At 52.8% G+C, this 24,048-nt stretch carries 20 protein-coding genes; 13 read left to right on the top strand and 7 right to left on the bottom strand.

The features are described 5' to 3' along the window. The first annotated feature begins 2 nt into the window (after positions 1–2). On the top strand, positions 3–959 hold the full coding sequence (locus NQF64_RS00420; protein ID WP_155579075.1) for a cation diffusion facilitator family transporter: 957 nt from the start codon (positions 3–5) through the stop codon (positions 957–959). 200 nt (positions 960–1,159) lie between these two features. Further along, positions 1,160–2,542 (top strand): chloride channel protein, encoded by a 1,383-nt coding sequence (locus tag NQF64_RS00415; protein ID WP_266106566.1) that lies wholly within the window; start codon positions 1,160–1,162, stop codon positions 2,540–2,542. Between the two features lie 27 nt (positions 2,543–2,569). Here the strand turns inward: NQF64_RS00415 and NQF64_RS00410 are convergent, their stop codons facing one another. Both NQF64_RS00410 and NQF64_RS00405 read right to left on the bottom strand, forming a co-directional pair. Further along, on the bottom strand, positions 2,570–3,652 hold the full coding sequence (locus NQF64_RS00410) for a WD40 repeat domain-containing protein (protein ID WP_099026252.1): 1,083 nt from the start codon (positions 3,650–3,652) through the stop codon (positions 2,570–2,572). Then, positions 3,649–4,716 carry a CobW family GTP-binding protein gene (locus NQF64_RS00405; protein WP_155572802.1) on the bottom strand — a complete coding sequence of 356 codons (1,068 nt, stop codon included), beginning with the start codon at positions 4,714–4,716 and terminating at the stop codon, positions 3,649–3,651. Before NQF64_RS00405 ends, NQF64_RS00410 begins: the two co-directional genes overlap by 4 nt. 164 nt (positions 4,717–4,880) lie before the next feature. On the opposite strand from NQF64_RS00405, the gene NQF64_RS00400 reads away from it, so the two are divergent. The 4 genes from NQF64_RS00400 to NQF64_RS00385 all read left to right on the top strand — a co-directional run bounded on the left by NQF64_RS00400 (position 4,881) and on the right by NQF64_RS00385 (position 11,842). Beyond that, positions 4,881–5,870: an aldo/keto reductase gene (locus NQF64_RS00400; protein WP_099026254.1), complete on the top strand. Its 990-nt coding sequence runs from the start codon at positions 4,881–4,883 to the stop codon at positions 5,868–5,870. Positions 5,871–6,123: 253 nt separating this feature from the next. Next, complete coding sequence (locus tag NQF64_RS00395) at positions 6,124–7,758, top strand: Hint domain-containing protein (protein WP_266106124.1); 1,635 nt, start codon at positions 6,124–6,126, stop codon at positions 7,756–7,758. Positions 7,759–8,111: 353 nt separating this feature from the next. Beyond that, positions 8,112–9,713 (top strand): Hint domain-containing protein, encoded by a 1,602-nt coding sequence (locus NQF64_RS00390; protein WP_266106123.1) that lies wholly within the window; start codon positions 8,112–8,114, stop codon positions 9,711–9,713. A 518-nt stretch (positions 9,714–10,231) separates the two neighbouring features. After that, positions 10,232–11,842 (top strand): Hint domain-containing protein, encoded by a 1,611-nt coding sequence (locus tag NQF64_RS00385; protein WP_266106122.1) that lies wholly within the window; start codon positions 10,232–10,234, stop codon positions 11,840–11,842. Between the two features lie 41 nt (positions 11,843–11,883). Here NQF64_RS00385 and NQF64_RS00380 read toward each other — a convergent pair whose 3' ends face one another. Continuing rightward, entirely contained in the window at positions 11,884–12,591 is a 708-nt protein-coding gene (locus tag NQF64_RS00380) for a hypothetical protein (protein WP_099026258.1), read from the bottom strand. Positions 12,592–12,859: 268 nt separating this feature from the next. Between NQF64_RS00380 and NQF64_RS00375 the strand changes: the two genes are divergently transcribed. Then, complete coding sequence (locus tag NQF64_RS00375; protein WP_407651774.1) at positions 12,860–13,666, top strand: DUF2272 domain-containing protein; 807 nt, start codon at positions 12,860–12,862, stop codon at positions 13,664–13,666. Between the two features lie 12 nt (positions 13,667–13,678). Here the strand turns inward: NQF64_RS00375 and NQF64_RS00370 are convergent, their stop codons facing one another. Beyond that, positions 13,679–14,050, bottom strand: a complete 372-nt coding sequence (locus tag NQF64_RS00370) for a rhodanese-like domain-containing protein (protein ID WP_099026259.1) — start codon at positions 14,048–14,050, stop codon at positions 13,679–13,681. A 149-nt stretch (positions 14,051–14,199) separates the two neighbouring features. Between NQF64_RS00370 and NQF64_RS00365 the strand changes: the two genes are divergently transcribed. Beyond that, entirely contained in the window at positions 14,200–15,207 is a 1,008-nt protein-coding gene (locus tag NQF64_RS00365) for a cysteine synthase A (RefSeq protein ID WP_155572799.1), read from the top strand. A gap of 34 nt (positions 15,208–15,241) precedes the next feature. Here NQF64_RS00365 and NQF64_RS00360 read toward each other — a convergent pair whose 3' ends face one another. Then, positions 15,242–16,570: an RsmB/NOP family class I SAM-dependent RNA methyltransferase gene (locus NQF64_RS00360; RefSeq protein ID WP_099026371.1), complete on the bottom strand. Its 1,329-nt coding sequence runs from the start codon at positions 16,568–16,570 to the stop codon at positions 15,242–15,244. A 101-nt stretch (positions 16,571–16,671) separates the two neighbouring features. On the opposite strand from NQF64_RS00360, the gene NQF64_RS00355 reads away from it, so the two are divergent. From NQF64_RS00355 to NQF64_RS00340, 4 genes are all read left to right on the top strand, one after another. Next, on the top strand, positions 16,672–17,355 hold the full coding sequence (locus NQF64_RS00355) for a YggS family pyridoxal phosphate-dependent enzyme (protein WP_266106121.1): 684 nt from the start codon (positions 16,672–16,674) through the stop codon (positions 17,353–17,355). A gap of 159 nt (positions 17,356–17,514) precedes the next feature. Beyond that, complete coding sequence (locus tag NQF64_RS00350; protein ID WP_099026261.1) at positions 17,515–19,482, top strand: potassium transporter Kup; 1,968 nt, start codon at positions 17,515–17,517, stop codon at positions 19,480–19,482. Between the two features lie 2 nt (positions 19,483–19,484). Next, positions 19,485–20,651: a radical SAM family heme chaperone HemW gene (hemW, locus tag NQF64_RS00345; protein WP_266106120.1), complete on the top strand. Its 1,167-nt coding sequence runs from the start codon at positions 19,485–19,487 to the stop codon at positions 20,649–20,651. A 44-nt stretch (positions 20,652–20,695) separates the two neighbouring features. Then, on the top strand, positions 20,696–21,148 hold the full coding sequence (locus tag NQF64_RS00340; RefSeq protein ID WP_266106119.1) for a DUF1489 family protein: 453 nt from the start codon (positions 20,696–20,698) through the stop codon (positions 21,146–21,148). Here NQF64_RS00340 and NQF64_RS00335 read toward each other — a convergent pair. After that, positions 21,140–21,832 (bottom strand): 4-hydroxythreonine-4-phosphate dehydrogenase, encoded by a 693-nt coding sequence (locus NQF64_RS00335; protein WP_266106118.1) that lies wholly within the window; start codon positions 21,830–21,832, stop codon positions 21,140–21,142. The genes NQF64_RS00340 and NQF64_RS00335 overlap by 9 nt on opposite strands. 87 nt (positions 21,833–21,919) lie before the next feature. Between NQF64_RS00335 and pdxH the strand changes: the two genes are divergently transcribed. Then, complete coding sequence (gene pdxH, locus NQF64_RS00330; RefSeq protein ID WP_266106117.1) at positions 21,920–22,576, top strand: pyridoxamine 5'-phosphate oxidase; 657 nt, start codon at positions 21,920–21,922, stop codon at positions 22,574–22,576. Between the two features lie 29 nt (positions 22,577–22,605). Here pdxH and NQF64_RS00325 read toward each other — a convergent pair whose 3' ends face one another. Continuing rightward, positions 22,606–24,033, bottom strand: coding sequence for an NAD(P)H-dependent flavin oxidoreductase (locus NQF64_RS00325; protein WP_266106116.1), 1,428 nt, complete (start codon positions 24,031–24,033; stop codon positions 22,606–22,608). Positions 24,034–24,048: the final 15 nt, after the last annotated feature.

Below are 24,048 nucleotides of genomic sequence, written 5' to 3'. Positions count from 1 at the left end.
CCATGGCTGCCGCTCTCCCACTCCCAACCCAAGAGGCCCCCCCTTATAACGCCACAACGAAACTACGTTTGCGGGTTGCACGCCTCTCTATCCTCGTGAGTGTGATTGTTCTGAGCATCAAATACACAGCATGGGCTGTCTCACATTCCGGGGCTTTGCTCTCTGACGCTATCGAGACCATCCTGAACGTTCTTGCTGCCATCGGCACTTTATGGGCCGTTGCCTTCGCTGCACGCCCTGCGGACGATAACCACCCTTACGGACATGGCAAAGCTGAATATGTTTGGGCCGTGATAGAAGGCGTACTCGTTGTCCTCACCGCCCTCGTCATCCTTGCTATTGCAGGGCATGATGCCCTCCATATTCATGCACCAGAAGCCCCCTTACCCGGCGCGTTGCTCAATGCTTCAGCGGGGGTTATCAACCTCCTCTGGGCACTCATCTTGCGGAGGATGGGCAAAAAACACCATTCACAAGCGCTCAGCTCCGCAGGGGATCATGTTCTCTCCGATGTTTGGGCCAGTATTGCCTTGCTCGTTGGTGTGTGCCTCATCCCTGTCCTTCATTGGCTTTGGTTGGACCCGCTCCTCTCCGCCTTTGTAGCCTTAAATGTCCTATGGACCGGCTTTGGCATGATGCGCCATTCCATGACCGGTTTGCTTGATGAGGCCCCCCCGCCGGAGCTTGTCAGCCAAGTGGGCCAGACCATCACCCAAGCTGGCCAAGGCGCATTAGAGGCTCATGACCTCCGTATGCGGCGCGTTGGGGCTCTTTATTTCGTGGAGTTCCATCTCATCGTCCCTGATGAAATGCGTATTACGGATGCTCATGATATTTGCGACCGCATCGAACATGCCATCCGCGCCGTATTAGGCCGCTCTTCCATTCATATTCATGTCGAGCCAGAAGACCTCGCCAAACGTCATAAACCCGGTGCAAGCGGTGTGTTGGTGATGTAACACAGCCTCCCCGTACGTCCCTCCTGTTACGGTAAGGTCACATCTGCCATGCAAATGCACATCTCCCCTTGACCACACCCCGCCCTGCATCCGAATACGGGACCGAAATCCCTTCACCCTGACCCCGTGGCGGACCCACCCGAACTGTGCCCGATTCTTCCCAACCAACCCCACCTCCTGCCCCAAGCTCACCCCATGCGATGAAGCGGCGTAACCGTATTACGCGCTTTCGCCGCTCGGCACGCACACATACAACGCATTGGCAACGCTCCCTCATCTTCTGGGCAGGGGCAATTACGGTTGGTATCATTGCATGGCTCTTTGCTCGCGCTGCTGATTATGCCAGCTCCCTTTGTCTGAGCTTAACCCACTGGAACCCTTATATCATGCTCGTTATCATCCCTAGCGGGCTAGCCCTCTCCATGTGGTTGACCAAACGCTTCTTCCCCGGTGCGCAAGGCTCTGGCATCCCTCAAACAATCGCTACACTGCATATTGAGGACTTCTCCCTCATCAACCGCATTTTGGCGTTACGGATTGCCTTTGGTAAAATCTGCCTCACCACCTTAGGGCTGCTCTGCGGGGCATCCATCGGGCGTGAAGGGCCAACAGTGCAGGTTGGTGCCGCTATTATGCACGCTTATTCCCGCTTTTTGGGTCATGCGAATGTCTCCACACGCCGGGGCGTTATCCTCGCGGGCGGGGCAGCTGGGGTGGCAGCGGCCTTCAACACCCCCCTTGCCGGGATTGTCTTTGCTATTGAGGAACTCTCCAGCTCCTTCCACCAACGGACCTCCGGCTTCATGCTCACAGGGGTTGTGATTGCTGGTGTAACGGCCATTGTCCTAACAGGGGGCAATTATACATATTTCGGCCATGCATCAGTTGATGTCCCTGTTGGCACAGCATGGATCGCCGTCCTCGCATGCGGCATCCTGGGCGGGCTGGGTGGTGGGGCCTTCTCCGCTTTTCTCATCCGTGTAGGGAAGGGGTTGCCGGGTAAAATTGGCCGCATCCAACGCTCCAGGCCTGTTCTCTTTACCGCCCTATGCGGCGTTTTACTGGCTATTCTCGGCATTGCTAGCCATGGCGAGACATTCGGCACAGGGTATATCCAAGCCCATCACCTCGTTGATGGCTCCCGCCATGGCCATATGTCTTATTTCTTGATGAAATATGCCGCGACCATCATTTCTTATTGCTCCGGCATACCGGGCGGGTTGTTCGCCCCCTCCCTTTCCATTGGGGCATCTGTCGGGGGGTGGGTAGCACGTTTCCTCCCCCATACCGCCCCCGGTGCAGTGGTTCTGCTCGGCATGGTGGGCTATTTCTCCGGCGTGGTGCAATCGCCCCTCACCGCCACCGTCATTGTGATGGAAATGTGCGATAACCAGCAAATCACCCTTGCTTTGTTGGCCACCGCCTTCCTCGCCTTAGGCGTCTCACGCATGGTCTGCTCCCATTCCCTTTACGGGCAACTCGCCGACCAATTCCTCGCCCGGCAGGAAGGGTATCTACAAAAGCAGCATGACCAAACCCGCCAAGCCTCATCAGACCATTCCACGCCGGAAGAAGCACCATAAAAGGGCCGCTCCTTCCAGCATCAGCCCTTATGCGTGGGCAGATAAATCCACCACACCGATATAGCCTTCCTCTGTACCGAAGATGACAGCACCGCCTTGGGGGGTGAAGGCAATGGCATTTACCGCACCACGGGCCACACCACCGCTACGCTGGCCATTACATAAGGGCAGGATGCGGTCGGCCCCCGGTGCGTTATCCTCCATTGTAGCGGGGACTTCTGCGAGGAGCACCGTGCCATCCTCAAAACCAATGGCGAGAATATCATCCGTGGGATGAGCACAAACGCAGGTCACAAACAAACCCGGCAGACGTGCTAACTCCATAGGTGGCTTGCCCATTGGTCCCCCGCCAAAGAAAGGCCATAGAACAGCCGCATCCGCCCCCGAAGTCGCCAACCAACGCCCCTTACGCGTAAAGCTCATGGAGGCGATTTTACGCGGATAGCCGCTCATGCGCATATTATGCCCATCGGATAAACGCCACCCATGCAGCTCATTCTCCTGCATGCTCGTCACCAAGGCCTCTCCACCGGGATGTAAGCAAAGGCCCGTATGGCTGCCTTTCCACTCTAGCGCACGCACTCTCGCCTCTTTCGACTGCACGTACCATAGAGAGGCCCCATTATAATGAGATGCCGCTAACTGCTTGCCCTTGGCATCAAAAGCGAGGCCACTCAAAGCAGAGGGATGCTCTAGCACCTTCACCGCCTCTTCATGCCCCGCCTTGTAAAGATGCACCTCCTTCTTACAAGCGCACGCCCAATGAGTTGGCGTACTAGCCAGACAATCCACCCAGCTACGGCCCTTATGACGCTCCTCCATAGTGCCATCAGCACGCGTCTCCACCACGCGGCCATCTTCCCCGCCGCTAAGGAAGCTCTCCGGCTCACATCCCTGTGCAAGAGAGATGGCCCCCTCATGCACAGCCAGCTTACGCCACGTCTCTTGTTGGCGTAGCCCTTCCCGCGGGATGAGATGCAGCTCCCCATCCATCGTCAAGGCTGCGAAAGTCTGCCCACCCCGGCTAGCCTGCACGGCAATAATGGGGGCTTCCGCCTGATGCTCCGCCCCACGTGTTTGTAACAATGTTTTACTTAGCGGGTTGCTCATACAGCCACACACCCTTCAAAACCACGCTGCAACTGGGCACGGTCTAACTTACGCCCGATAAAGACAATGCGTGATTGCTTCGCCTCACCCTCCTTAAACGGGCCAATCATCGCGCCATCGGCCATCATATGCACCGCCTGAAAAGCAAATCGCTCCTCTTGGCCTTTAAAGTGTAAAATCCCTTTAGCTCGCAAAATATCCGGCCCTTGCTCCTGCAAAATAAGCCCTATCCACGCATTAAAGCGTTCTTCATCCAAAGGAGCCGTAACGGTGAAAGAATGGCTCGTTACATCCTCATTATGGGCGTGATGATGCCCCCCTGCCCCATGCTCATGATGATGGTCATGGCCGTGGTGATGGCCGTGTTCATGCTCATGGTCGTGATCGTGATGATGGTGGTGATCATCTTCCTCTAAGAAGTCCGGCATGGTGGTCAAAGCCCGTTTGAGGTCAAACCCACCACGGTTCAGAATATCCTCCAACGCCACATTGCCCCGCTCAGCACGATGAATCCGCACAACGGCATTAATGGCTTTTAACTTCTGCTCCACCGCAGCAAGGCCCGCCTCATCAAGCAAATCACATTTATTGAGGATAATCACATCCGCAAACGCTACTTGATTCACCGCCTCTGGGCTTTCTTTAAGCGTTTGCAGCACATTATAAGCATCCACCACTGTTACCACAGCATCCAGCTCTGCCTTTTCGCGAATCCCGGCATCAACAAAAAAGGTCTGCGCAACAGGGGCTGGGTCTGCAAGGCCGGTAGTCTCTACAATAATGCCATCAAACTTGCCGCGCCGGCGCAAAAGGCGGCTTAGAATCCGGATTAAATCCCCCCGCACCGTGCAGCAGATGCAGCCATTATTCATCTCAAAGACTTCTTCATCCGCATCCACAACGAGGTCATTATCAATGCCCAGCTCGCCAAATTCATTCACCACAACAGCGTAATTACGCCCGTGATCAGCCGTTAGAATATGGTTTAGCAAGGTCGTCTTACCCGCGCCTAAAAAGCCAGTCAGAACGGTAACGGGGATTTTGCGGTCCTGCATATCAGCCATGAGGGTTATCCTTCTCTCCAAAAACGAGGGTCATTATACGCCTCCTCCCGCGCAATACCAAAAAGAAGAACAGACGCTTGCATCACCCCCATCCCCCGCCCCATATGGGAAGGAGGCCGTTACCCTCATAAGCACGGCCCTCACTTTCTAATGGAGACAAACCTATGAATGAAAACACCATTCTCATTCCCGGTTTTGACAAACCCGTATCACGCGTTGCCCTAGGCACATGGGCCATTGGTGGCTGGATGTGGGGCGGCCCTGATGATGATAATGCCGTCCGCACCATCCATCGCGCGTTAGATGAAGGGGTAGACCTCATCGATACAGCGCCCGTTTATGGGTTTGGTCACTCCGAAGAAGTGGTAGGCCGTGCCTTGGCTGAAAAACCCCATAGAGCCCGCGTTGCCACCAAACTAGCCCTAGATTGGAAGGACGATCACAAGCCTTTCCGCAACTCCAGCCCTGCCCGTATCCGTAAGGAAGTGGAAGATTCCCTCCGCCGCTTACGGGTAGAGACCATCGACCTTGAACAAGTCCATTGGCCAGACCCTAACACCCCCATTGAGGACACAGCACGTGAGCTGCAAAAGCTCCATAAAGAGGGCAAGATTCGCGCACTCGGGGTGAGCAATTACTCCCCAGAGCAAATGGACATCTTCCGCGAGGTTGCGCCGCTGGCAAGCGTTCAATCACCCTACAACCTCTTTGAGCGCGAGATTGAAAAAGACGTCCTGCCTTACGCAAAAGAGCATAAACTTGCCCTGCTGGCTTATGGGCCGCTCTGCCGTGGCTTACTGACTGGCAAAATGACAGCGGATAAAACCTTCCCCGAGAGCGACCTCCGCTCTGGTGATCCGAAGTTCCAAAAGGAGCATTTTAAGGACTATCTCGCCGCTGTAGATGATTTAAAGAAAATCGCAGACCGGCACGGTAAGTCGCTCATGGTGCTCGCCATTCGCTGGGTGTTAGACCAAGGCCCAACCATTGCTCTATGGGGCGCACGCAAACCAGAGCAAATTGACGGTGTGGCTGATGTCTTTAACTGGCAACTCACCGCACAGGATAAGAAGGAGATTGACGCTATCCTTCATCGCCACGTTCCCACACCCATCGCGCCTTCCTTTATGGCACCCCCAGCCCGGAAGTCATAATCCCTCCCATACACCCCAAACTGCAATAATATGGCCGGAATCCCACAAGATTCCGGCCATTTTTATATGATTATCTACAGCATACACTCTGTCCACAATTGCCATACTTTCGTCAAAAAATAGAACATACGTCATTATAACACCTTCTCTTCTCCCGAATCTCTCCTCAACTTTGCCATAAATAAAACATTAATATTTTTTACTAGACGATACGTAACTCAACATGGTCAGTCCTATTGTAGGAGAGACGTACGTGCCTGGTGATCCCCAACCTGTCGTTACACTTGGTTCCTATCTTGTTAACTTCACTTCCCTTACGATTGATAAATCTCAATCTACCGCAAATGGTTTAGAATTTGGGCCGGGCAGCCTCTCAAACCAGCTCTATAGCGTAAAAGCGACATTCACGACCCATATCCCTACCGGCCCTAACGACCAAAGGGTGCAAGATTTTGTCATTCAGGACCCTAAAACGGGGAAGGTCCTCATTAGGGGTAGTTACGACTATTCCTGGGGTAATAAGGCTGTTAATGGCTTCATTATTGGTGACGGCCAGGGGCAATATTATCTTATATCCTCTGCCGTGCCAGGGAGCTCCTCCTCCACTATCCCAGGTGAAGTGCTGCTTAACCCGTGGCAGACTTCCTATGGCTATGTTTATAAATGGAGACAACCTTGGTCGGTAGGGAACCATTTTACCCTTAATTTGAATGGTTGCTATTATACATTCCGTCAAGATGACTGCGGAACTGCAACGGATGGCTCCTTGGGCGAGCCATTTACCTTCAATACATGCTTCTTAGCTGGCAGCCTTATTAAAACCCCAACAGGGTACAAAAAGGTAGAAGAGCTAAAACAAGGCGATATGGTTGTGACCTACAACCATAAAACAGACACTATGCAGTCACAGCCCCTCACCTGGGTTGGGCGCAGTCACGCATCGGTCAATACCACCCTACCCATGGATATGGCGGGCTATCCTGTTTGCATCAAAAAAGACGCCCTAGCCGATAACATCCCCTCTCAGGACCTTTTCGTCACGGCAGAACATTGCCTGTTTTTTGATGGCTTCTTTGTCCCAGCCCGGATGATGGTCAACGGACAATCAATCTATTTCGACACAACAATTTGCACCCCTCACGATATTTTCCATATCGAGACAGAGGAACATAGCGTCATCATTGCCAATAATGTCATGACAGAGAGCTATCTCGACACAGGCAATCGCCATACCTTTATACCATCCTCTCCAGCCACTCAGCATGAAAACGTCATTGTACATCCACATGCTACAAAGAAGCTATCCTGGCACGAACATGCTGCTGCACCATTATGCACAACACAGGAGTTTGTAGCACCCCGCTATCATAACCTCCTCCAACGTGCTGCAGACTTAAACGTCCCCATTCAGCATCCTTACAAAGCAGAAGTGCTTTCTGAGGATCCCAACTTCCACTTACTCACTGATCAAGGGCGCATTTTGCGCGAACAACATACCTCCAACGGTTATAAGACCTTCGCCATCCCTCCCGATACGAAGTATCTTACACTCATCTCCAAAACCAGCCGCCCAGTCGATGTGCACGGCCCTTATGTAGATGATAGACGTTCATTAGGTGTTCTCATCGGTGAGATACTCTACTTCCAAGGTGGCCACTCACGTAATATCGACGCCCATCTCACTACACAAACGCTAGACGGATGGTGGGCTTTGGAGGATGCGCCTCTCCGTTGGACAAAAGGAGCAGCCTTCTTGCCCCTCCCAGCTGAGCCCTATTTTGATGGGCTAAAAACTGGGTTGCTCGCTATCAAAGTCGTCGCTGGTGGGCCTTATCTTGAAGAAGATACCCCCTCCCTAGAGCCTTATCGCTTCAATAAAGCAGGCTAAACACACAACCATAAGTAGAGTTACCCTTCATTATTCAGGGCAGCGGAATCAATAATTCTGCTGCCCTTTTTCTTTGTCTCATCGCCCTATACCCTTTGTAAGACAGCACATAATCACAACCAAAAAGACGCAAAATAGACTATAAACCAACTAAAAGATGGCATAATCAAAATTTATAAACACATTATCAAACAACAATGCACACTGAGACTACGAAAAAACTACACTCATTTAGACTCTAGCGCTATGATTCTTTATTGCGAATCTATTTCCGTTAATTTAATGTAAACGCATTCTTAACTTTCTAGGAAGATCAGCTTCCAGCTCCCTTCCCTCCTTCGGAGTCCGTTCCCGTGTCTAACCCCAGGCCAGTCGTTACTCTCGGTACCTATAGCATCAATGTAGCAGCCCTCACCGTGGATAAGTGTGGGGTCGGACATCTGTCGGACCAACGCTTTTGTGTAAAAGCTACATTTACGACGCATACTGCAACGAGTTCTTCTGACAAGAAAGTACAAGACTTCTGCTTTACCGACCCAAAAACGGGACGAACCATTAAAGGAAGTTACGATTACTCATGGGGCAATAAAGCTGTTAATGGCTTTATCATCGGTGATGGCTCGGGTGGTTACTACCTCATTACATCAGCACGACCAGGTAGTTCATCCTCCAAAATTCCGGGTTATACACTACTCGACCCTTGCAGAGCTTCTTATTGTTACGTCAACAAACCATATGAGCCATGGTGTAAAGGGAATTTCTTTATCCTCAACCTTAACGGCTGTGTTTATTACTTTACACAAGATAATAGCGGCTCCGCCACTGACGGATGCTTAGGCTGGTGCTTTACATTTGATACATGCTTCCTTGCTGGCAGCCTTATCGAAACACCTGAGGGCTATAAGAAGATTGAAGCCCTTGCTTGCGGAGATATGGTCATGACCTACGACCCCATTTCCCAGCAAAAAACGCCACAGCCCATCACATGGCTTGGCCATGGTCAGGTCAATATTGATCCGACACACCCGTTGGATATGGCGGGATACCCCGTTCGTATTACAAAAAATGCGATCGCTGCAGGCATTCCTTTTGACGATCTACTCGTCACTGCGGAGCATTGCCTCTTTTTCGAAGGGCACTTTGTCCCAGCACGTATGATGGTTAACGGCCGTTCAATTTATTTTGAAACGTCAGAAACCGTCCCCTCCACATACGATATTTATCACCTCGAAACAGAGACCCATAATATTCTCTCTGCAAATGAGGTCCTCACGGAAAGCTATTTGAACACGGGGCACCGCGATAACTTTGAAACTATTAGCCAGACAGACACTGTCACGCCGCTTTCCCCCTCACAAAAGCTTTCATGGCAACATGATGCTGCAGCACCCCTCTGCACAACCCAAGCCTTTGTCGAGCCGCTCCATCGCGCCATGCTAGAACGCGCCGAGCGCTTAGGCGTGCCACTCCAACATCCTTACAAATATGACAAACTCTCTGATGATCCCGAGTTTGCCCTCATGACCGACCAAGGCGATATACTGAGAGAACAACGCACGACGAATGGCTACAAACTATTCACCGTGCCACGGCAAACCCGCCAAGTTACACTCGTATCCCGAACAAGCCGTCCTTATGACGTCCATGGCCCCTTTGTTGATGATAGACGCCAGCTCGGCATACTCGTTGGCGAGATCACCTATTTCAAAAATGGACAATCCCACGCCATTACCGACCATCTCACCACACCGGACCTAGATGGTTGGTTGGAATTGGACCCCACGGCAAATGGCCTACGCTGGACGGAAGGCACAGCCATACTTCCCTTACCAGATGATAACCAAGAGCACAGTGTAGGCCATGGGTTACTTGCTATCAAAGTCGTAACGGCAGGCCCTTATCTAGATCAATCATATTTCTTATCGGAGGCTGAGAATCGATACATCGCCGCATAAACGGCACCTATTTTCAGGAGGGACAAGAACTCGTGAGACAATGGAGTGCTTAAACGGCCCACTCTGTTGTCTCATTCCACCTTGAGATAAATATAACCTTACTTTTTTGTGATCGAATCTAAAATAATCATCCTTATTTAATAAAAATTTCACAACGACATCCTCGCAGAGAATGAGTATAATAAATAAAATATATTGAAATTTATAAAAATCCCATCATTTTACATATATAAAATAAGGTTATAAAATTTTAGCCATTAGATAGCGCGTAACTTCAATTCATTTTACAATAAAACAAAACAAATGAAAAACTTTCCATGTTATATTATGGTAATACTTTTAATAATTTATGAACTTGTTTTTAGTTATTGTGTATTGATTTGGTAAAAAAATTTTTATCCATAATAATCATACTCTAACCTTCTTAAAATTACGATATATCTTGCATATCTCTTCCTCTTGATATACTTATCTGAAAATCTTCTACTCCTTTAAATAATTTCGGAGACCGCGTCACCATGACCGACAATAACCCACGCCCCGTTGTTGCTGTTGGTGATTACCAGATTAATTTTGCCACATTACGACTAGACTCTAATGGCTTTGGCACTCTCTCCAACCAACATTATAACGTCCAAGCCACCTTTACCACACATACATCTACAGGCCCTTCAGACCTAAAAGTCCAAGACTTCACCTTTACAGACACCAAAGGGAATGTTATTAAAGGAAGCTACGATTATTCTTGGGGCAACAAAGCTATCAACGGTTTTATCATTGGTGATGGCTCTGGCGGTTATTACGTTATCACCTCTGCTATACTTGGCAGTTCATCCTCTACAATCTCGGGTGATCAACCAATCAACCCCAGTATGACCCAATATAACTACCCCTACCCTTTCGGTAACATCCCGGGAGATTGGGCAACTGCTAACTTCTTTTTCCTTAATCTAAATGGCACAGTGTACATGCTCCGGCAGGATAATAGTGGCACTGCGACTGACGGTCAGATTGCCAACCCTAGTACCCATGCTGACAACCAATTTACGTTTGATACATGCTTTCTAGCTGGTAGCCTCATCGAAACACCAGACGGGTATAAAAAAATAGAAACCCTAAAAGCAGGCGATATCGTCCTAACTTACGACCCTCAGAATAACCGTAAATCCCCACAACCCATCCAATGGGTCGGACAAAGCACCGCAAAAATTACCCCTAACACACAGCTCGAAATGGCCGGATACCCCGTCAAAATCTCCAAAAACGCTATCTCAGAGGGCGTCCCACATCGAGACCTCCTCATCACACCAGAGCATTGCATCTTCATCAATGGTAATTTCATCCCCGTCCGTATGCTCGTAAATGGACAATCAATCTTCTTCGACACAGCCACAGACAAAAAAGAATACCCCATCTACCATATCGAAATGCAAAAACACTCCATCATTTGTGCAAATGGCCTCCTCTCAGAAAGCTATCTCGATACAGGAAATAGACATACCTTCACTAACTTAAACGACCCTACCGACGTCATATCACTGCACAATACAAAACAACTCTCTTGGGAAAAGGATGCCGCTGCTCCTCTCTGTACAGACCAAAATATCGTCGAGCCTTTGCATCACGAAATCCTAACACGCGCACAAAAACTCAAAATGCCCGTCCAACACCCCTATAAGGAAGAACAACTAACAGACGACCCCGCCTTCACCATCATGACAGATGATGGAACTACCCTGCACCAACAACGCGTCGTCAATGGATACGCTATCTTCTCCGTGCCAAGCCATGTTACCCAGGTCACGCTGCTCTCAAATGTAAGCCGCCCTTGTGACGTCAAAGGTCCTTTCGTCGATGATAGACGGCAATTAGGGGTCCTCATCGGCCATATCACTTACTTCCACAGTGGACAATCTCACGACATCTCCACCCATCTGACGACCCCAGACCTCCAAGGATGGAACACGCTAGAAGAAAATACTGGCCTCCGCTGGACCAAAGGCGCTGCAAAACTCCCGCTCCCCGTCCAAAACCATAGCAATGAAGCAGGATTGCTCGCTATCCAAGTCGTAACAGGGGGGCCATATGCCGCTCCCAAACCATTCCTCTTCAGCCAAAAAGTCGCTTAAAATCAAATATGGCGGCCCGGTAATGGGGCCGCCTTCTATTTTTATTGTCCAATTGTTTTCACAGAGCTAGGCAAGCCTAACTCTTGACGATCACTTAGAGTTGGCGTCCAGTCCTCAACACGCGTATTGAGCGACCCCTCCCCATGGAACTCCCTTAACCGTTTTTGGGAATGTTTGCTGATATGCTTATGGAGGTGCGGATGCTTCCTCCGCGCTAAGCGACTAATATCCACCTCTACTTGCCGTGTCGTGACATCACTCTCAGGCGAAAGTGCAAGAGCACTCCACACAAAAGCAGGCGGAACAACATTATATTGTGAACGCCCGCCCGATTGAGCGGCAGCGTCATCATGGATAGAAAATTGCGGGCGAATGACAAGGAGCCAATTCCCCTCCGGCAAATTATTAAACACAAGCCGGCACCCCGACCCTAAACTTACACGGCGTACTAGTGGCTCTGCCTGATGTCCTAGCTTTTCTTTAAAGCCCACTTGCGCCAAATCAACACGCAAATAATTCCGATAAAATTTTGTATCAGGCAACAACATCACATCTTTTTCAGCCACGTTACACTGTAATGCTTGGTGCAAACCATCATTACCAACAACCTGAACGGCCAATGTTTTATTGCCAGGATTCTTTGCCCATGCCACTTGGTCTGGCTTAAAATTTGTATTGTAGCCATCACAGCCACTTACTAACAACGTTAACCCCATAAGGGCACAAAGAGTATATTTATAATGTTTCATTCTACTTACACCTTCTCCACTATCGTAAAGTCGCTAAACGCCTCTTGTCTTTACCTTGTAAAAACAGTTTACTCTTTACCTCATATACGTCAGAGATAGCCAATAAAGCAACATAGGGCCTATCATGCAGACCATTTCTTCTTCTCGTCCCCATGCTTCTTCCTCTTTCCGCCAGAACAAGAACTCCGTAAAAAAGATTATATCGTTATACGGGCTCATGCTGCTCGCAGCCTGCGCTAACTCACCCAAAAAACCTGCCCTTACTCCTATGAGCCAGTATGCAGACGGCCATACCGGCCCTTTAGGGTATGACGACCACGTCCCCGCCTTTGCGAGCGAAAATTTCGCTCCCTTTAACCGCCAAGATGTCGCTGCGATCGCCCTGCGCGAATGGCGGATGTTCGGCAGTCCCGTAGCCGATGCAGACCCCCATGACCGGCCAGAACCAAGCAGCCCCGCCCTCAAGCCTGAACGCCTCCCCGGCCTATGGCAGCGCATTGGAGAATATTGGTGGATAGGCCAACCCCCTGAGGAAACAGAGAGCCGTTGGACAGGCCGCACAGACGGTGATGGCCGCCTCTTCCCCGCCGCTAAAGATGGTAATTATGCGTGGTCTGCGGCCTTTATTTCGTACGTTATGCGCGTAGGGGGGGCGAATATTCGCTTCCCATATTCGCCTAACCACGCCACCTATATCAATGTCGCTGCCTCTGGCAATAATCCGGGCATCACAGCGCAAAATCCCGCCTCTTACGCCCCACAACGCGGGGATATACTCTGCGTAGGGCGGGGACGGAGCAGTAGCATCACCTTCTCTATGCTGCCCACCCCTTACGGCTTCCCCGCCCATTGCGGCATTGTTGTTGCCACGGGCCAAAATGCCGAGCCTTTCGGGCGGGAAATCAGCATCATTGGTGGGAATGTGGATGATGCTGTCGCCCTCACCCATGTCCCAACCGATGCAAGCGGTCATGTCAGCAGCCCAGAGGGCCAAAGCTATGATAGCCGCTACCCGTGGTGCGTCATCCTTACCCCCCGCTATGAGGCCGAGACAGACCCTAATAGCGGGCAATAAGGCAAAGGAGGCCTATTTTACAGGGAGGCCACAGGCCTTCCACCCCGTGCCGGGGCCGTGCTTATCCTCAAAACCATCAGCGACATTAGTGAGCGTTTGGTACCCAGCCTGCGCAGCTAATGTCGCCGCCTTTTGCGAGCGCACACCAGAGCGACAAATGAAGAAAAGCGGCGTGGCCTTATCCGGCACCGCTTGCTCTAAGGCATGAATAAACTCAGCCTCGCTCCCCGCTCCCCATGTTAAAGCGACAAGCTTCCTGCCTATGCTACCAAGCTCTGGCATGCCCACCTGTGCCCATTCCTCTGGCGTACGGACATCAACCAATACGGCTTGCGCCTCATTTTGCAAGCTGGACCATACCTCTTTTGCAGTGCTTTGTTTCATCCTACTTCCTTCTGTTGAATCTAAAATTCACGATTATATATGGGTTATAATACCCTTCCACGCTATTTAACGTGGTTCATAATGATGATACCCTATTTCACACGTTAAAAGCGATTCATTCCGTCGATCAGAAACAACCGGATTCTCTCATGCCTCTCACGTCACCTTGCCCCTCTTTGATTCAGGCCATCGGCAATACGCCACTCATTCGCCTCCGCCATGCCTCGGAGAGTACGGGCTGTAACATCTACGGCAAAGCAGAGTTCATGAATCCTGGTGGCTCGGTAAAGGACAGAGCCGCTCTCTCCATCATTCAGGATGGTTTTGCCCGTGGCGTGCTGCAAAAAGGCGGTACGATTGTCGAAGGTACGGCAGGTAATACAGGCATCGGCATCACACTCGTTGCCCATGCACTCGGCTGCAAAGCTGTTATTGTGGTGCCAGAAACCCAAAGCCGGGAAAAGCTAGACTTCCTACGGATGATCGGGGCAGACCTCCGCCTCGTCCCCGCTAAACCTTATCGCGACCCCGGCAATTATGTGCATGTCTCCCGCCGTTTAGCCGAAGAAACAGGGGCCTTCTGGGCGAATCAATTTGATAATACCGCCAACCGTGAGGCCCATCGCACCACCACCGCACCAGAGATTTGGTCCCAATTACAGGGTAAAGTCGATGCATTTACCTGCTCCTGCGGCTCTGGTGGAACATTAGCCGGTATGGCCTTCGGCCTGCGCGAACTCGCCCAACGTGATGGTGCAAAAACCCCCGACATCGTCCTTGCCGACCCAGAAGGCTCCGGCCTTTATGGGTGGGTCACGGCAAATGACCTCAGCATAAGCGGGGGCTCCATTACCGAAGGGATTGGCCAATCCCGCGTTACAGCAAACCTAGAAGGTTGCGCCCCTGATCATGCTGAGCGCATCCCCGATGCGGAAGCTTTGGAACAAATCTATCATCTCACAATGGAGGAAGGACTCTCCGTTGGGGGGTCATCAGGCATTAATATTGCTGCGGCTATCCGCATAGCCCGCCGGTTAGGGCCGGGGCATAACATCGTCACTATCCTCAGCGATGGCGGGGCGCGTTATCAATCCAAGCTTTTCAACCCGGATTTCCTCCGCAGTAAGAACCTCCCTACCCCACCTTGGATGTCATAACTTTGGATGTCATAAACCGCTTCACGCTCCGCCCTCACCGGCGGAGCAAACGCGCGGCAAAGAAGCCATCCATGCCCCCTTCTGCAACATTCATCCCCGGATGAGTGCGGAAATACCCTTCCTCCGTCCGTGCGCGCGGTAGGGCAGCCAGCTCCTCCTCCGTAAAGGGAGATAACTCCCACCGCCCATCTTCTAGCGCATGGGCAATGCGCTGGGGGCCTTCTTCATCCTGTAATGAACAAACAGCGTAAAGCAACATCCCACCGGGCTTGAGCATCTCATAGGCCGCATCAATAAATCGGTCTTGCCCAGCAGCCAGCGTGGCGATATCGCGTGGCCGTTTAATCCACAACACATCAGGATGCCGCCGCAACGTCCCCGTGGCCGAGCAAGGCGCATCCAACAACACAGCATCCAAGGGGGCTGATGGACGCCAGCGCAGCGCATCCCCCACAACAATCTCCGCTTTTAAACGCAGACGGGCCAGATTTTCGCGCAGCCGCTGAGCGCGTGGTTTTTCACGCTCTACAGCCACCACATCAGCCCCTGCACAAAGGAGCTGCGCTGTCTTGCCCCCCGGAGCTGCGCATAAATCCGCCACGCGCTTGCCGCTCATATCGCCCATCAACCGCACCGGCATAGCCGCCGCCATATCTTGCGCCCAAAACTGCCCTTCCTCAAAACCAGGTAAGGCAGAGAGTTTCGTCCCCGCAGGGTAACGCACGCTCCCTGTTGGTAAGGTCTTACCCCCTTCTGGGGCCTCACAACCGGGTTTGAGCGTCACATCAAGAGGGGCTTCTTGGTAAAAACCTTGCGTAATAGACCGCGCGCGCCGCCCCCATGCGCTCCATAACCACGGCGGCACATCCAACCGCGCATCATCCAGCCCTTCCTTTAGCGTATCCGCTTCCCGCGCCACACGGCGCAACACAGCATTTGCAAGCCCTGCAAAAGGTGACAGCCCTCGCCGATGCAGCAAATCCACAATCGTGCCGACTGCCGCATGGGGCGGCGTTTGGAGCGGCAAAAGCTGTGCCACACCTAGTAATAATGCACAGCGTACAGGCTCCGGCGGTTGACGCCGCAAAAGCGGTTGGAGCAGCTCCGTCATACTGCCCAAATGCCGCAAAGTCGCTGCGGCAAGCCGGTGCGCTGCGGCCCTATCGCGCCCTTCACATGGACTACGCTCTAAGGTCGTCTCCAGCATCCGGCGATGCTCCACCACACCGCAGACAATATCGAAGGCTAAATCCCGCACCGGGTCTTCATGGCGCGATATAGAGGCAGGACGTACCGTTTTACGGCGGCCTCGCCCCCCTTTAGGGCGTGCAGAGGCAGGACGAGGAGAAGAAGCATGTGTCATGCGCCCGTTTTCGGGAGTTACATATAGAAAAGTCAAGAGGGTTTTTATAGCGACCTCAAGAAGCTCTTGACCCCTCCCCATAAAGAGAGTGCAATCCCCCCATGACGCAGAATCACTCCATCGCCCAAGCCCTCACCGAGATTCGCAACCAGATGGCCACGGCCTGCCATAACGCGCATAGGCAAGCTGATGAGGTTCAGCTTGTTGCTGTCAGCAAGTTCCATCCCCAAGAGGCCGTGCGGGAAGCTCTCAAAGCAGGGCAACGCATTTTTGGTGAGAATCGCGTCCAAGAAGCAGCCGCAAAGTTCCCCGCTTTACGAGAGGAATGGCCGGAGCTTAAGCTCCATCTCATCGGCAGCTTACAAACAAATAAAGCCGTTGAAGCCTGCGCTCTCGCCGATGTGATTGAAAGCCTAGATCGCCCCTCCCTCAGCACCGCGCTGGAAAAAGCGGCCCAAAAAACGGGTCGCCTACCGGAGCTTTTTGTTCAGGTCAATATTGGCGATGAGCCACAAAAATCCGGCATTAGCCCCTTAGAGGCTGACCGATTTATCGAAGATGCTCTCTCACGTTTTGGAAGCCACGTTAAAGGGTTGATGGCCATCCCGCCTCTCCATGCGGACCCACGGCCTTTCTTCCAAAAGCTTGCTCGCCTCAATCGCCGCCATGGCCTACCAGCACTCTCTATGGGAATGTCGGCTGATTTTGACGTCGCCATTGCTGAAGGGGCTACAATCATCCGTGTTGGCACCGCCATTTTTGGAGACCGTCCCGCCAGCCCATAACGACATAAAAGAGAGTTTTTTGCCCTTTCCGTCTTGCATTTTACATAAAAAAACTGTCATGAAGCCAGAATCATAGTCAGTGCCCCTATGTGACGGGGCGTTACTGCCTGTCTTCCTGCGGGGGATGGGTGTCTATCAGTCAAACAGGATGATTTCTCCATGTCTGAACAAGATGGCATATCCCTCAAGGATTCATCAGCCGATGCACGCTATCCCGATTCCACGGGCCAGCCTACGTCCATCCCTCCCCAAGCCGAGGGGGGGCATGTGCGCCCCAAAGGGCTCGGGGCTATGCTCGCAGCGTTGGGCGTGGTGTATGGTGATATCGGGACCAGCCCGCTCTATGCTCTGCAATCCTCTATCCGCACCGTGGGGACAGAAACTCATCCCGCCCAAACATGGGAGGTTATCGGCCTTACCAGCCTGACCTTCTGGGCCTTAATGCTCATTGTAACTATCAAATACGTTATGCTCGTTATGCGGGCCGACCATAATAAAGAGGGTGGTATTATTGCCCTCATGGCCTTGGCACAACGCGTTTGCAAATCCACCTATTTTCGCTGGGTGTTTGGTTTAATTGGGATTGCTGGGGCCTGCCTCTTTTTTGGTGATGGCATTATTACACCCGCTATCTCCGTTCTCTCCGCTGTGGAAGGGGTGGAAGTCTCCGTCCCCGACGCGTCGCCCTTCATCATCCCTGCCGCGATTATGGTGCTATTGGGCTTATTTGCAGCCCAAGCCCTCGGTACTGGCAAAATTGGGCGTGCCTTTGGCCCGATTATGTTGGTTTGGTTTGTCACCATCGCCCTCTTAGGCGCGCGCGCCATTACGCTGCATCCAGGGATTATGCTCGCTCTCTCCCCCCTAGAGGCTATCCGCTTCATCGTCACCCACGGGAAGCTTTCCTTCGTTGCGCTCGGCTCTGTTGTACTATCCGTTACGGGGGCAGAAGCCCTTTATGCGGATATGGGGCATTTTGGTCGCTCTCCTATTCGTTATGTCTGGATATTCCTCGTGCTGCCCGCTTTGACGCTCAACTACTTTGGGCAAGCGGCCATGATTATCCATAACCCCACGACCTTGGCGAACCCCTTCTACTACCTCGCCCCACATTGGATGCAAATCCCAATGCTGCTGCTGGCTACATGCGCTACCATTATTGCTAGCCAGGCTGGTATTTCGGGTAGCTTCTCACTCTGCCGGCAACTCATTCAACTAGGGTACTTACCTCGTACACGCATTATTCACACCAACCCGCATGAGGAAGCGCAAATCTACTTGCCCTCCTTCAACTGGATGTTGGCTTTTGGTTCTGTTGTACTGGTACTCGCCTTCCGCTCTTCTGCGGCTCTGGCTTCAGCTTACGGCATTGCCGTGACGGGGACCTTCCTCTGCACCTGCGTGCTCTCTATGGTCGTGTTCCACCGCGTTTTCCAATGGAAGAGCTACGCTGTAGGGGTTGTATTCGGCTTCTTCTTCCTCCTTGATGGCGTGTTCTTCTCCGCCAATGTGATGAAGATTCCAGAGGGCGGATGGGTACCGCTCAGCATCGCAGCGGGAAGCACACTCATCATGACCACATGGCAGCGGGGCCGTCAGCTCATCCGTAATACAAAGAAACGCGACGCCGTGCCGATGGGCTCCTTCATCACACGCCTTACCCAATCCCGTACCATCCGCGTGCCCGGTCTTGCAGTCTTTCTGACCTCCGACCCGGAGATGGTCCCCGATGCCCTCCTTTATAACCTGCGCCATAACAAGGTTCTTCATCAAACGGTCTTGTTTGTAACGGTCCAAACACTTGACCAACCAGAGGTTGAAGCTGCCGAGCGCATGACCGTTAAGGAGCTCTCACCGGGCATCCGCCGTGTTATCCTGCGTTATGGGTTTATGGAGATGCCCAACCTCCCCGTTACCCTCGCCCAGATGACTGAAATGGACTTCGACCCCATTCAGGCCTCTTACTTCACCTCTCATGACCTCGTCTTCCGCTCCAAAGTGCCGAAGATGTCGCTCTGGCGGATGTGGATTTTCCTTTATCTGCTCAATAACGCGACCTCTATTTCGGAGTTCTTCCGTATTCCACCAGAGCGCGTTATGGAGTTCGGGGTGCGGGTCGCGATTTAAGCGTGACCTCACCCTTACCCCTCGCCCTTTATATTCATTGGCCTTTTTGCCTCTCTAAATGCCCGTATTGTGACTTCAACTCCCATGTACGGGAGACCATCCCGCAGGAGCGTTTTACACAAGCCCTGCGGGATGAATTACGCTATGAGGCTGCTCTTTTAACGCAGGATACTCCCCGCCATCTTGTCTCCATCTTCTTCGGCGGGGGAACGCCCTCCCTTATGCAGCCAGAAGCTGTTCATCAACTTATTGAGGATGCGCGCCAGCTTTTCCCTAGCGTGAATGACCTAGAGGTCACGCTAGAGGCTAATCCCACCAGTGTGGAGGCTGATAAGTTCCGTGCTTTTGCCCAAGCCGGGGTTAATCGCCTCTCCCTCGGCGTGCAGAGCCTACATGATGCAGACCTCGCCACGCTTGGCCGCCAACATTCCGCACAGCAAGCACTTACCGCGCTAGAGCTTGGACGTCGCTTATTCCCGCGCCTCTCTTTCGACCTCATCTATGCCCGCCCCGGCCAAACAGAAGCACACTGGCAAGCAGAGCTCCGTACAGCCCTCGCCCTCGCCGCGGACCATCTCTCCCTGTATCAACTCACCATCGAGCCCGGCACGGTGTTTGAGGCCCGTCATCGGCGCGGTGCCCTTACCCTCCCAGAAGATGACCTCGCCGCCCGCCTCTATGAAATGACGCGTCATGAAGCCGCCACCTATGGCTTACGCGATTATGAAATCTCCAACTACGCTATCCCCGGTGCCGAGAGCCGCCATAACCTTACCTATTGGCATTATGATGATTATCTCGGTATTGGCCCCGGTGCCCATAGCCGCCTTACCCGCCAAGGCCAGCTCTACGCAACACGCCGCCATCGCGCCCCAGAGCCATGGGCGGAGCGTGTTGCCCATTATGGCCATGGCACACGCACACAAGAAGCCCTCACCCCGGAGATGAAAGCACGAGAGGCTCTCCTCATGGGCTTACGCCTCCGCGAGGGTATTAACAAAGCCCATTTCGCCCAGCGTACGGGCCTCCCCCTCCAAGACTGTCTCGAGCCTGTAATTCTACAAGCCTGCTTGGAGGAAGACTATCTACAGCAGGATGAACATACACTCCGCGCTACAGAATCAGGCCGTCTCCTGCTAGAGGCCATGCTCAGCCAACTCGTCCTCTAAAACAGGGCTTCACACACACGCAGCACAGCTTTATCTTTAAAGCTATGCCCAACCAAGCTTCAACGCCGCTCCATCTCATCAAATTGATTGTCGGCTGCACATCACCGGAGATGCTGCAAGACTGGGTCGCTATAGAGCGTCATAACGGCATTGCTTATGTCCGCACCCGCACTATGCCCAAACGCGCAGAGGAGATTCTCCAAACGAGAGGGTCGATTTATCGCGTCATAAACGGCCTCATTATGTGCCGACAACCCATTATTGGCTTTGATACCTACACGCGCGATGATGGTCACCAAGGCACGCTCATCCTCGTCTCTGATGAGGTCATCCCCACCCAACCACGCCCGATGCGCCCCTTCCAAGGCTGGCGTTACTTCAAAGCAGAGGACGCCCCGCCTGACCTCAATCACACTGCAACAGGCGTAGCAGATGACGGGGTCAGCTCCCTCCCCATCGCCTTACGCAACCGCCTCTCGGAGCTGGGATTACTTTAATGCCGCTACTGTCTCACAACAGGCCATAACGGCGCGTAATTGGTCCTCCAACTGCGCACTCTTGGCCGGGAAGACGCCCTCAAAAGCCGCTGTCCCCACAGTAAACCCCGCTGCTCCAGCACGTCGTACCACCTCAATTTGCTCTGGCGTGCTGATGGACCCTGCAACAATCACTGGTTTTTCCACCGCAGCACAACTCGCCCGGATGACCTCTGGCACATCCCCATCATTGCGATAAGCAAGCAGGTCCAGCCCTGCCACAGCGGGATGAGCCGCCCATTCAGCCGCATTACGGGCAATCTCCTCCGGTGTGCCTTTCAACACGCTAGGATGCCCCACCACATGCCCCGCAAAGGGATAATAAGCGACATTATGCCCCTCTAGCAGGGGCAGAACATCAGGCACATGCGTCCCGCCCATCAGACAATCCACCCCTAAAGCTAACCCCGCCTTCACCGAGTCCAATTCGCGCTGACGATCAGGGGAGACAACCTCCAAATACACACGCGCCCCAGCAGAGCGAATAACCTCTGCCAAACGCTGCAAGGCGGGGATAGGTAGACCAATATCTTTAAAGCCGATGTCTTTTATCCCCAAACGCAATGCCGTCTCCACCACAGTGAGAGCATGCTCTACCGTGCGGTCATCCTTTGTGAGCATGAAAATAAACCGAAAACTCTCCATCACACACACCCTCCATAAAGCTGGACATCCAAGCGTCGCGCTTTCATGATTATCTCATCCCCTTACCACTATGCCAAGGATACCCCCATGACGGACGCCCCAGGCACCCCCCCTCATCATGAAATTGAGACCGCTTTTGAAGAGGATGGTCACACTATCACCGGTGAAAATCCCTTTCTTCTCTTTCAGGATTGGATGAGCTTAGCCGAGGCAAAAGAACCTAACGACCCCAACGCCATGGCCCTCGCCACGGTTGACGCCACCGGCCTGCCCGATGCGCGTATGGTATTGCTCAAAGGCTTTGATGATGAAGGCTTCGTCTTTTACACCAATAGCGAATCCGCTAAAGGGCGCGAGTTGGACCATAATATGCAGGCTGCTCTGCTCTTCCACTGGAAGTCCCTGCGGCGGCAAGTACGCATCCGCGGGACGGTCTCACTCTTACCAGCAGCAGAGGCGGATGCCTATTTCCAATCCCGCCCGCGTGCAAGCCGCATTGGCGCATGGGCTAGCCAGCAATCCCGCCCTATTGAGAGCCGTAAAGCCCTCTGGCAGGTGGTGACAAAAGAGGCCGCCCGTTTCGCTATTGGGAGCATCCCCCGCCCCCCTTATTGGAATGGCTATCGCGTCCGCCCCTCCACTATTGAGTTCTGGATGGACAAACCCTTCCGCTTACATGACCGCGTTCTCTTTACCCGCAGCCCAGATGGGAAAGACTGGACAACCCAACGCCTCTTCCCCTAAGAGACGGCCTCACAAGATATGGCGGGCTCTTATCGGCCCGTCATAATCCGCTCGACCAGCTCCTTCACTGTCGGGATATGCCCATTGGCATAAAATGGGTCTGTCGCAAAACGCCACGCATTCGTCCCACCAAAAACGAGATTATGGTCCACAATCTGCCTTTGTTCTGCCAAAGGCACATCCTGAAGGTGGGAAATCTCCTGCAAGGTCTTTTGAATACAGAAAGAACGCGGATCCGCCCGCTGCCCCGTATTAAAGGCGGGGCCTTTCTGGCTCCAATTTGAGAAGCGACATTGCGAGAGGCACCCCATACAGGCCGCCTGGTCAGCCAAAACCTGCCGCGCTGTCTCTAATGTCTCAAACACCACCGTGTCATCGGGTGTACGCATCGGCTGGGTATAGCCAGCCTCTTTCCACCGTGCGATGCGCTCTACATCCTCAGCTTGGACAAAGACCTCACGTCCCCGCCCACCTAAACAAACAGGTGTATCAAACACGCCTTCTGCTGCACTCTTAAATGCCACCTGACGCTCAGACCGCTCCCGCAAACCACGAAGGAAACTATTCGTCACCGCGGAGGAATAAAAACCCGTTGGCGAGAAGCGATTTAGATAGACATCCCCTTCCTTTAGGGTAAGGAGCAGCTGCTTCCATGCCTCTGGGATGGGGCTCTCTTTTGTTAAAAGAGGGCGCGTCCCAAACTGGAAGGCGATCAAGCCAATCTCTGGGTTATCAAGCCAATCATTCCACTCCTCCAGATGCCACACACCACCTGCCATGATAATGGGCACATGCTGTAGGCCAAAGCCATTCAAGACCTTCCGTAGAGCAACCACACGATGATAAGGTTCCTCCGGGGCGAGAGGGTTCTCAGTATTGGAGAGGCCATTATGCCCCCCAGCCCGCCACGGGTCCTCATACACGACCCCACCGAGCAGCTCCGCTGAACGGACGTAAGAGCGTTTCCAAAGCGCACTAAATGCCCGGCCGGAAGATACAATCGGGTAATAAGGCACCCCAAAACGCGCAGCAATCTCCGAGAGGCGATAGGGCATCCCCGCACCGCATGTCAGGCCATGAATCAGCCCCGGTGCCCCTTCCAAAATCCCCGTAATAACCTCTTCTGCCGCGCCCATTTCCCACAAGAAGTTGGCATGGATACGACCACGGCCGCCGGAAATATCGTGCGCTATCTTTGCTTGGGCAATCCCACCCTCAATAGCATAGCGTACCAACTCGCCCTGCCGTTCGCGGCGCGTCTTGCCATGATAAAGCTGTGGAATGGGACGGCCTTGCTCATCGTAACTATCAGCATTAACGGCGGAAATCGTCCCGACTCCCCCCGCCGCAGCCCAGTGCCCGGCAGAGACGCCATTGGAGACAGAAACACCTTTACCCCCTTCAATTAGGGGTAAAACTTCCTGACCACCAAAACGGACGGCATTGATCGACTTCATAGAGGTCAGACGTCC

Origin of the sequence: Bombella saccharophila (genome assembly GCF_026385475.1) — a bacterium.
GTDB lineage: Bacteria > Pseudomonadota > Alphaproteobacteria > Acetobacterales > Acetobacteraceae > Bombella > Bombella saccharophila.
Note: the sequence above shows the minus strand (reverse complement) of the source record. Positions and strands in the feature narration are given on the sequence as shown.

What these genes read in the sequence shown, in the direction of transcription:
- NQF64_RS00420 (WP_155579075.1), top strand. Translation starts at nt 3, where the DNA reads ATGGCTGCCGCTCTCCCACTCCCAACCCAAGAGGCCCCCCCTTATAAC.
- NQF64_RS00415 (WP_266106566.1), top strand. Translation starts at nt 1,160, where the DNA reads ATGAAGCGGCGTAACCGTATTACGCGCTTTCGCCGCTCGGCACGCACA.
- NQF64_RS00410 (WP_099026252.1), bottom strand. Translation starts at nt 3,652, where the DNA reads ATGAGCAACCCGCTAAGTAAAACATTGTTACAAACACGTGGGGCGGAG.
- NQF64_RS00405 (WP_155572802.1), bottom strand. Translation starts at nt 4,716, where the DNA reads ATGGCTGATATGCAGGACCGCAAAATCCCCGTTACCGTTCTGACTGGC.
- NQF64_RS00400 (WP_099026254.1), top strand. Translation starts at nt 4,881, where the DNA reads ATGAATGAAAACACCATTCTCATTCCCGGTTTTGACAAACCCGTATCA.
- NQF64_RS00385 (WP_266106122.1), top strand. Translation starts at nt 10,232, where the DNA reads ATGACCGACAATAACCCACGCCCCGTTGTTGCTGTTGGTGATTACCAG.
- NQF64_RS00380 (WP_099026258.1), bottom strand. Translation starts at nt 12,591, where the DNA reads ATGAAACATTATAAATATACTCTTTGTGCCCTTATGGGGTTAACGTTG.
- NQF64_RS00375 (WP_407651774.1), top strand. Translation starts at nt 12,860, where the DNA reads ATGAGCCAGTATGCAGACGGCCATACCGGCCCTTTAGGGTATGACGAC.
- NQF64_RS00370 (WP_099026259.1), bottom strand. Translation starts at nt 14,050, where the DNA reads ATGAAACAAAGCACTGCAAAAGAGGTATGGTCCAGCTTGCAAAATGAG.
- NQF64_RS00365 (WP_155572799.1), top strand. Translation starts at nt 14,200, where the DNA reads ATGCCTCTCACGTCACCTTGCCCCTCTTTGATTCAGGCCATCGGCAAT.
- NQF64_RS00360 (WP_099026371.1), bottom strand. Translation starts at nt 16,570, where the DNA reads ATGACACATGCTTCTTCTCCTCGTCCTGCCTCTGCACGCCCTAAAGGG.
- NQF64_RS00355 (WP_266106121.1), top strand. Translation starts at nt 16,672, where the DNA reads ATGACGCAGAATCACTCCATCGCCCAAGCCCTCACCGAGATTCGCAAC.
- NQF64_RS00350 (WP_099026261.1), top strand. Translation starts at nt 17,515, where the DNA reads ATGTCTGAACAAGATGGCATATCCCTCAAGGATTCATCAGCCGATGCA.
- NQF64_RS00340 (WP_266106119.1), top strand. Translation starts at nt 20,696, where the DNA reads ATGCCCAACCAAGCTTCAACGCCGCTCCATCTCATCAAATTGATTGTC.
- NQF64_RS00335 (WP_266106118.1), bottom strand. Translation starts at nt 21,832, where the DNA reads ATGGAGAGTTTTCGGTTTATTTTCATGCTCACAAAGGATGACCGCACG.
- pdxH (WP_266106117.1), top strand. Translation starts at nt 21,920, where the DNA reads ATGACGGACGCCCCAGGCACCCCCCCTCATCATGAAATTGAGACCGCT.
- NQF64_RS00325 (WP_266106116.1), bottom strand. Translation starts at nt 24,033, where the DNA reads ATGAAGTCGATCAATGCCGTCCGTTTTGGTGGTCAGGAAGTTTTACCC.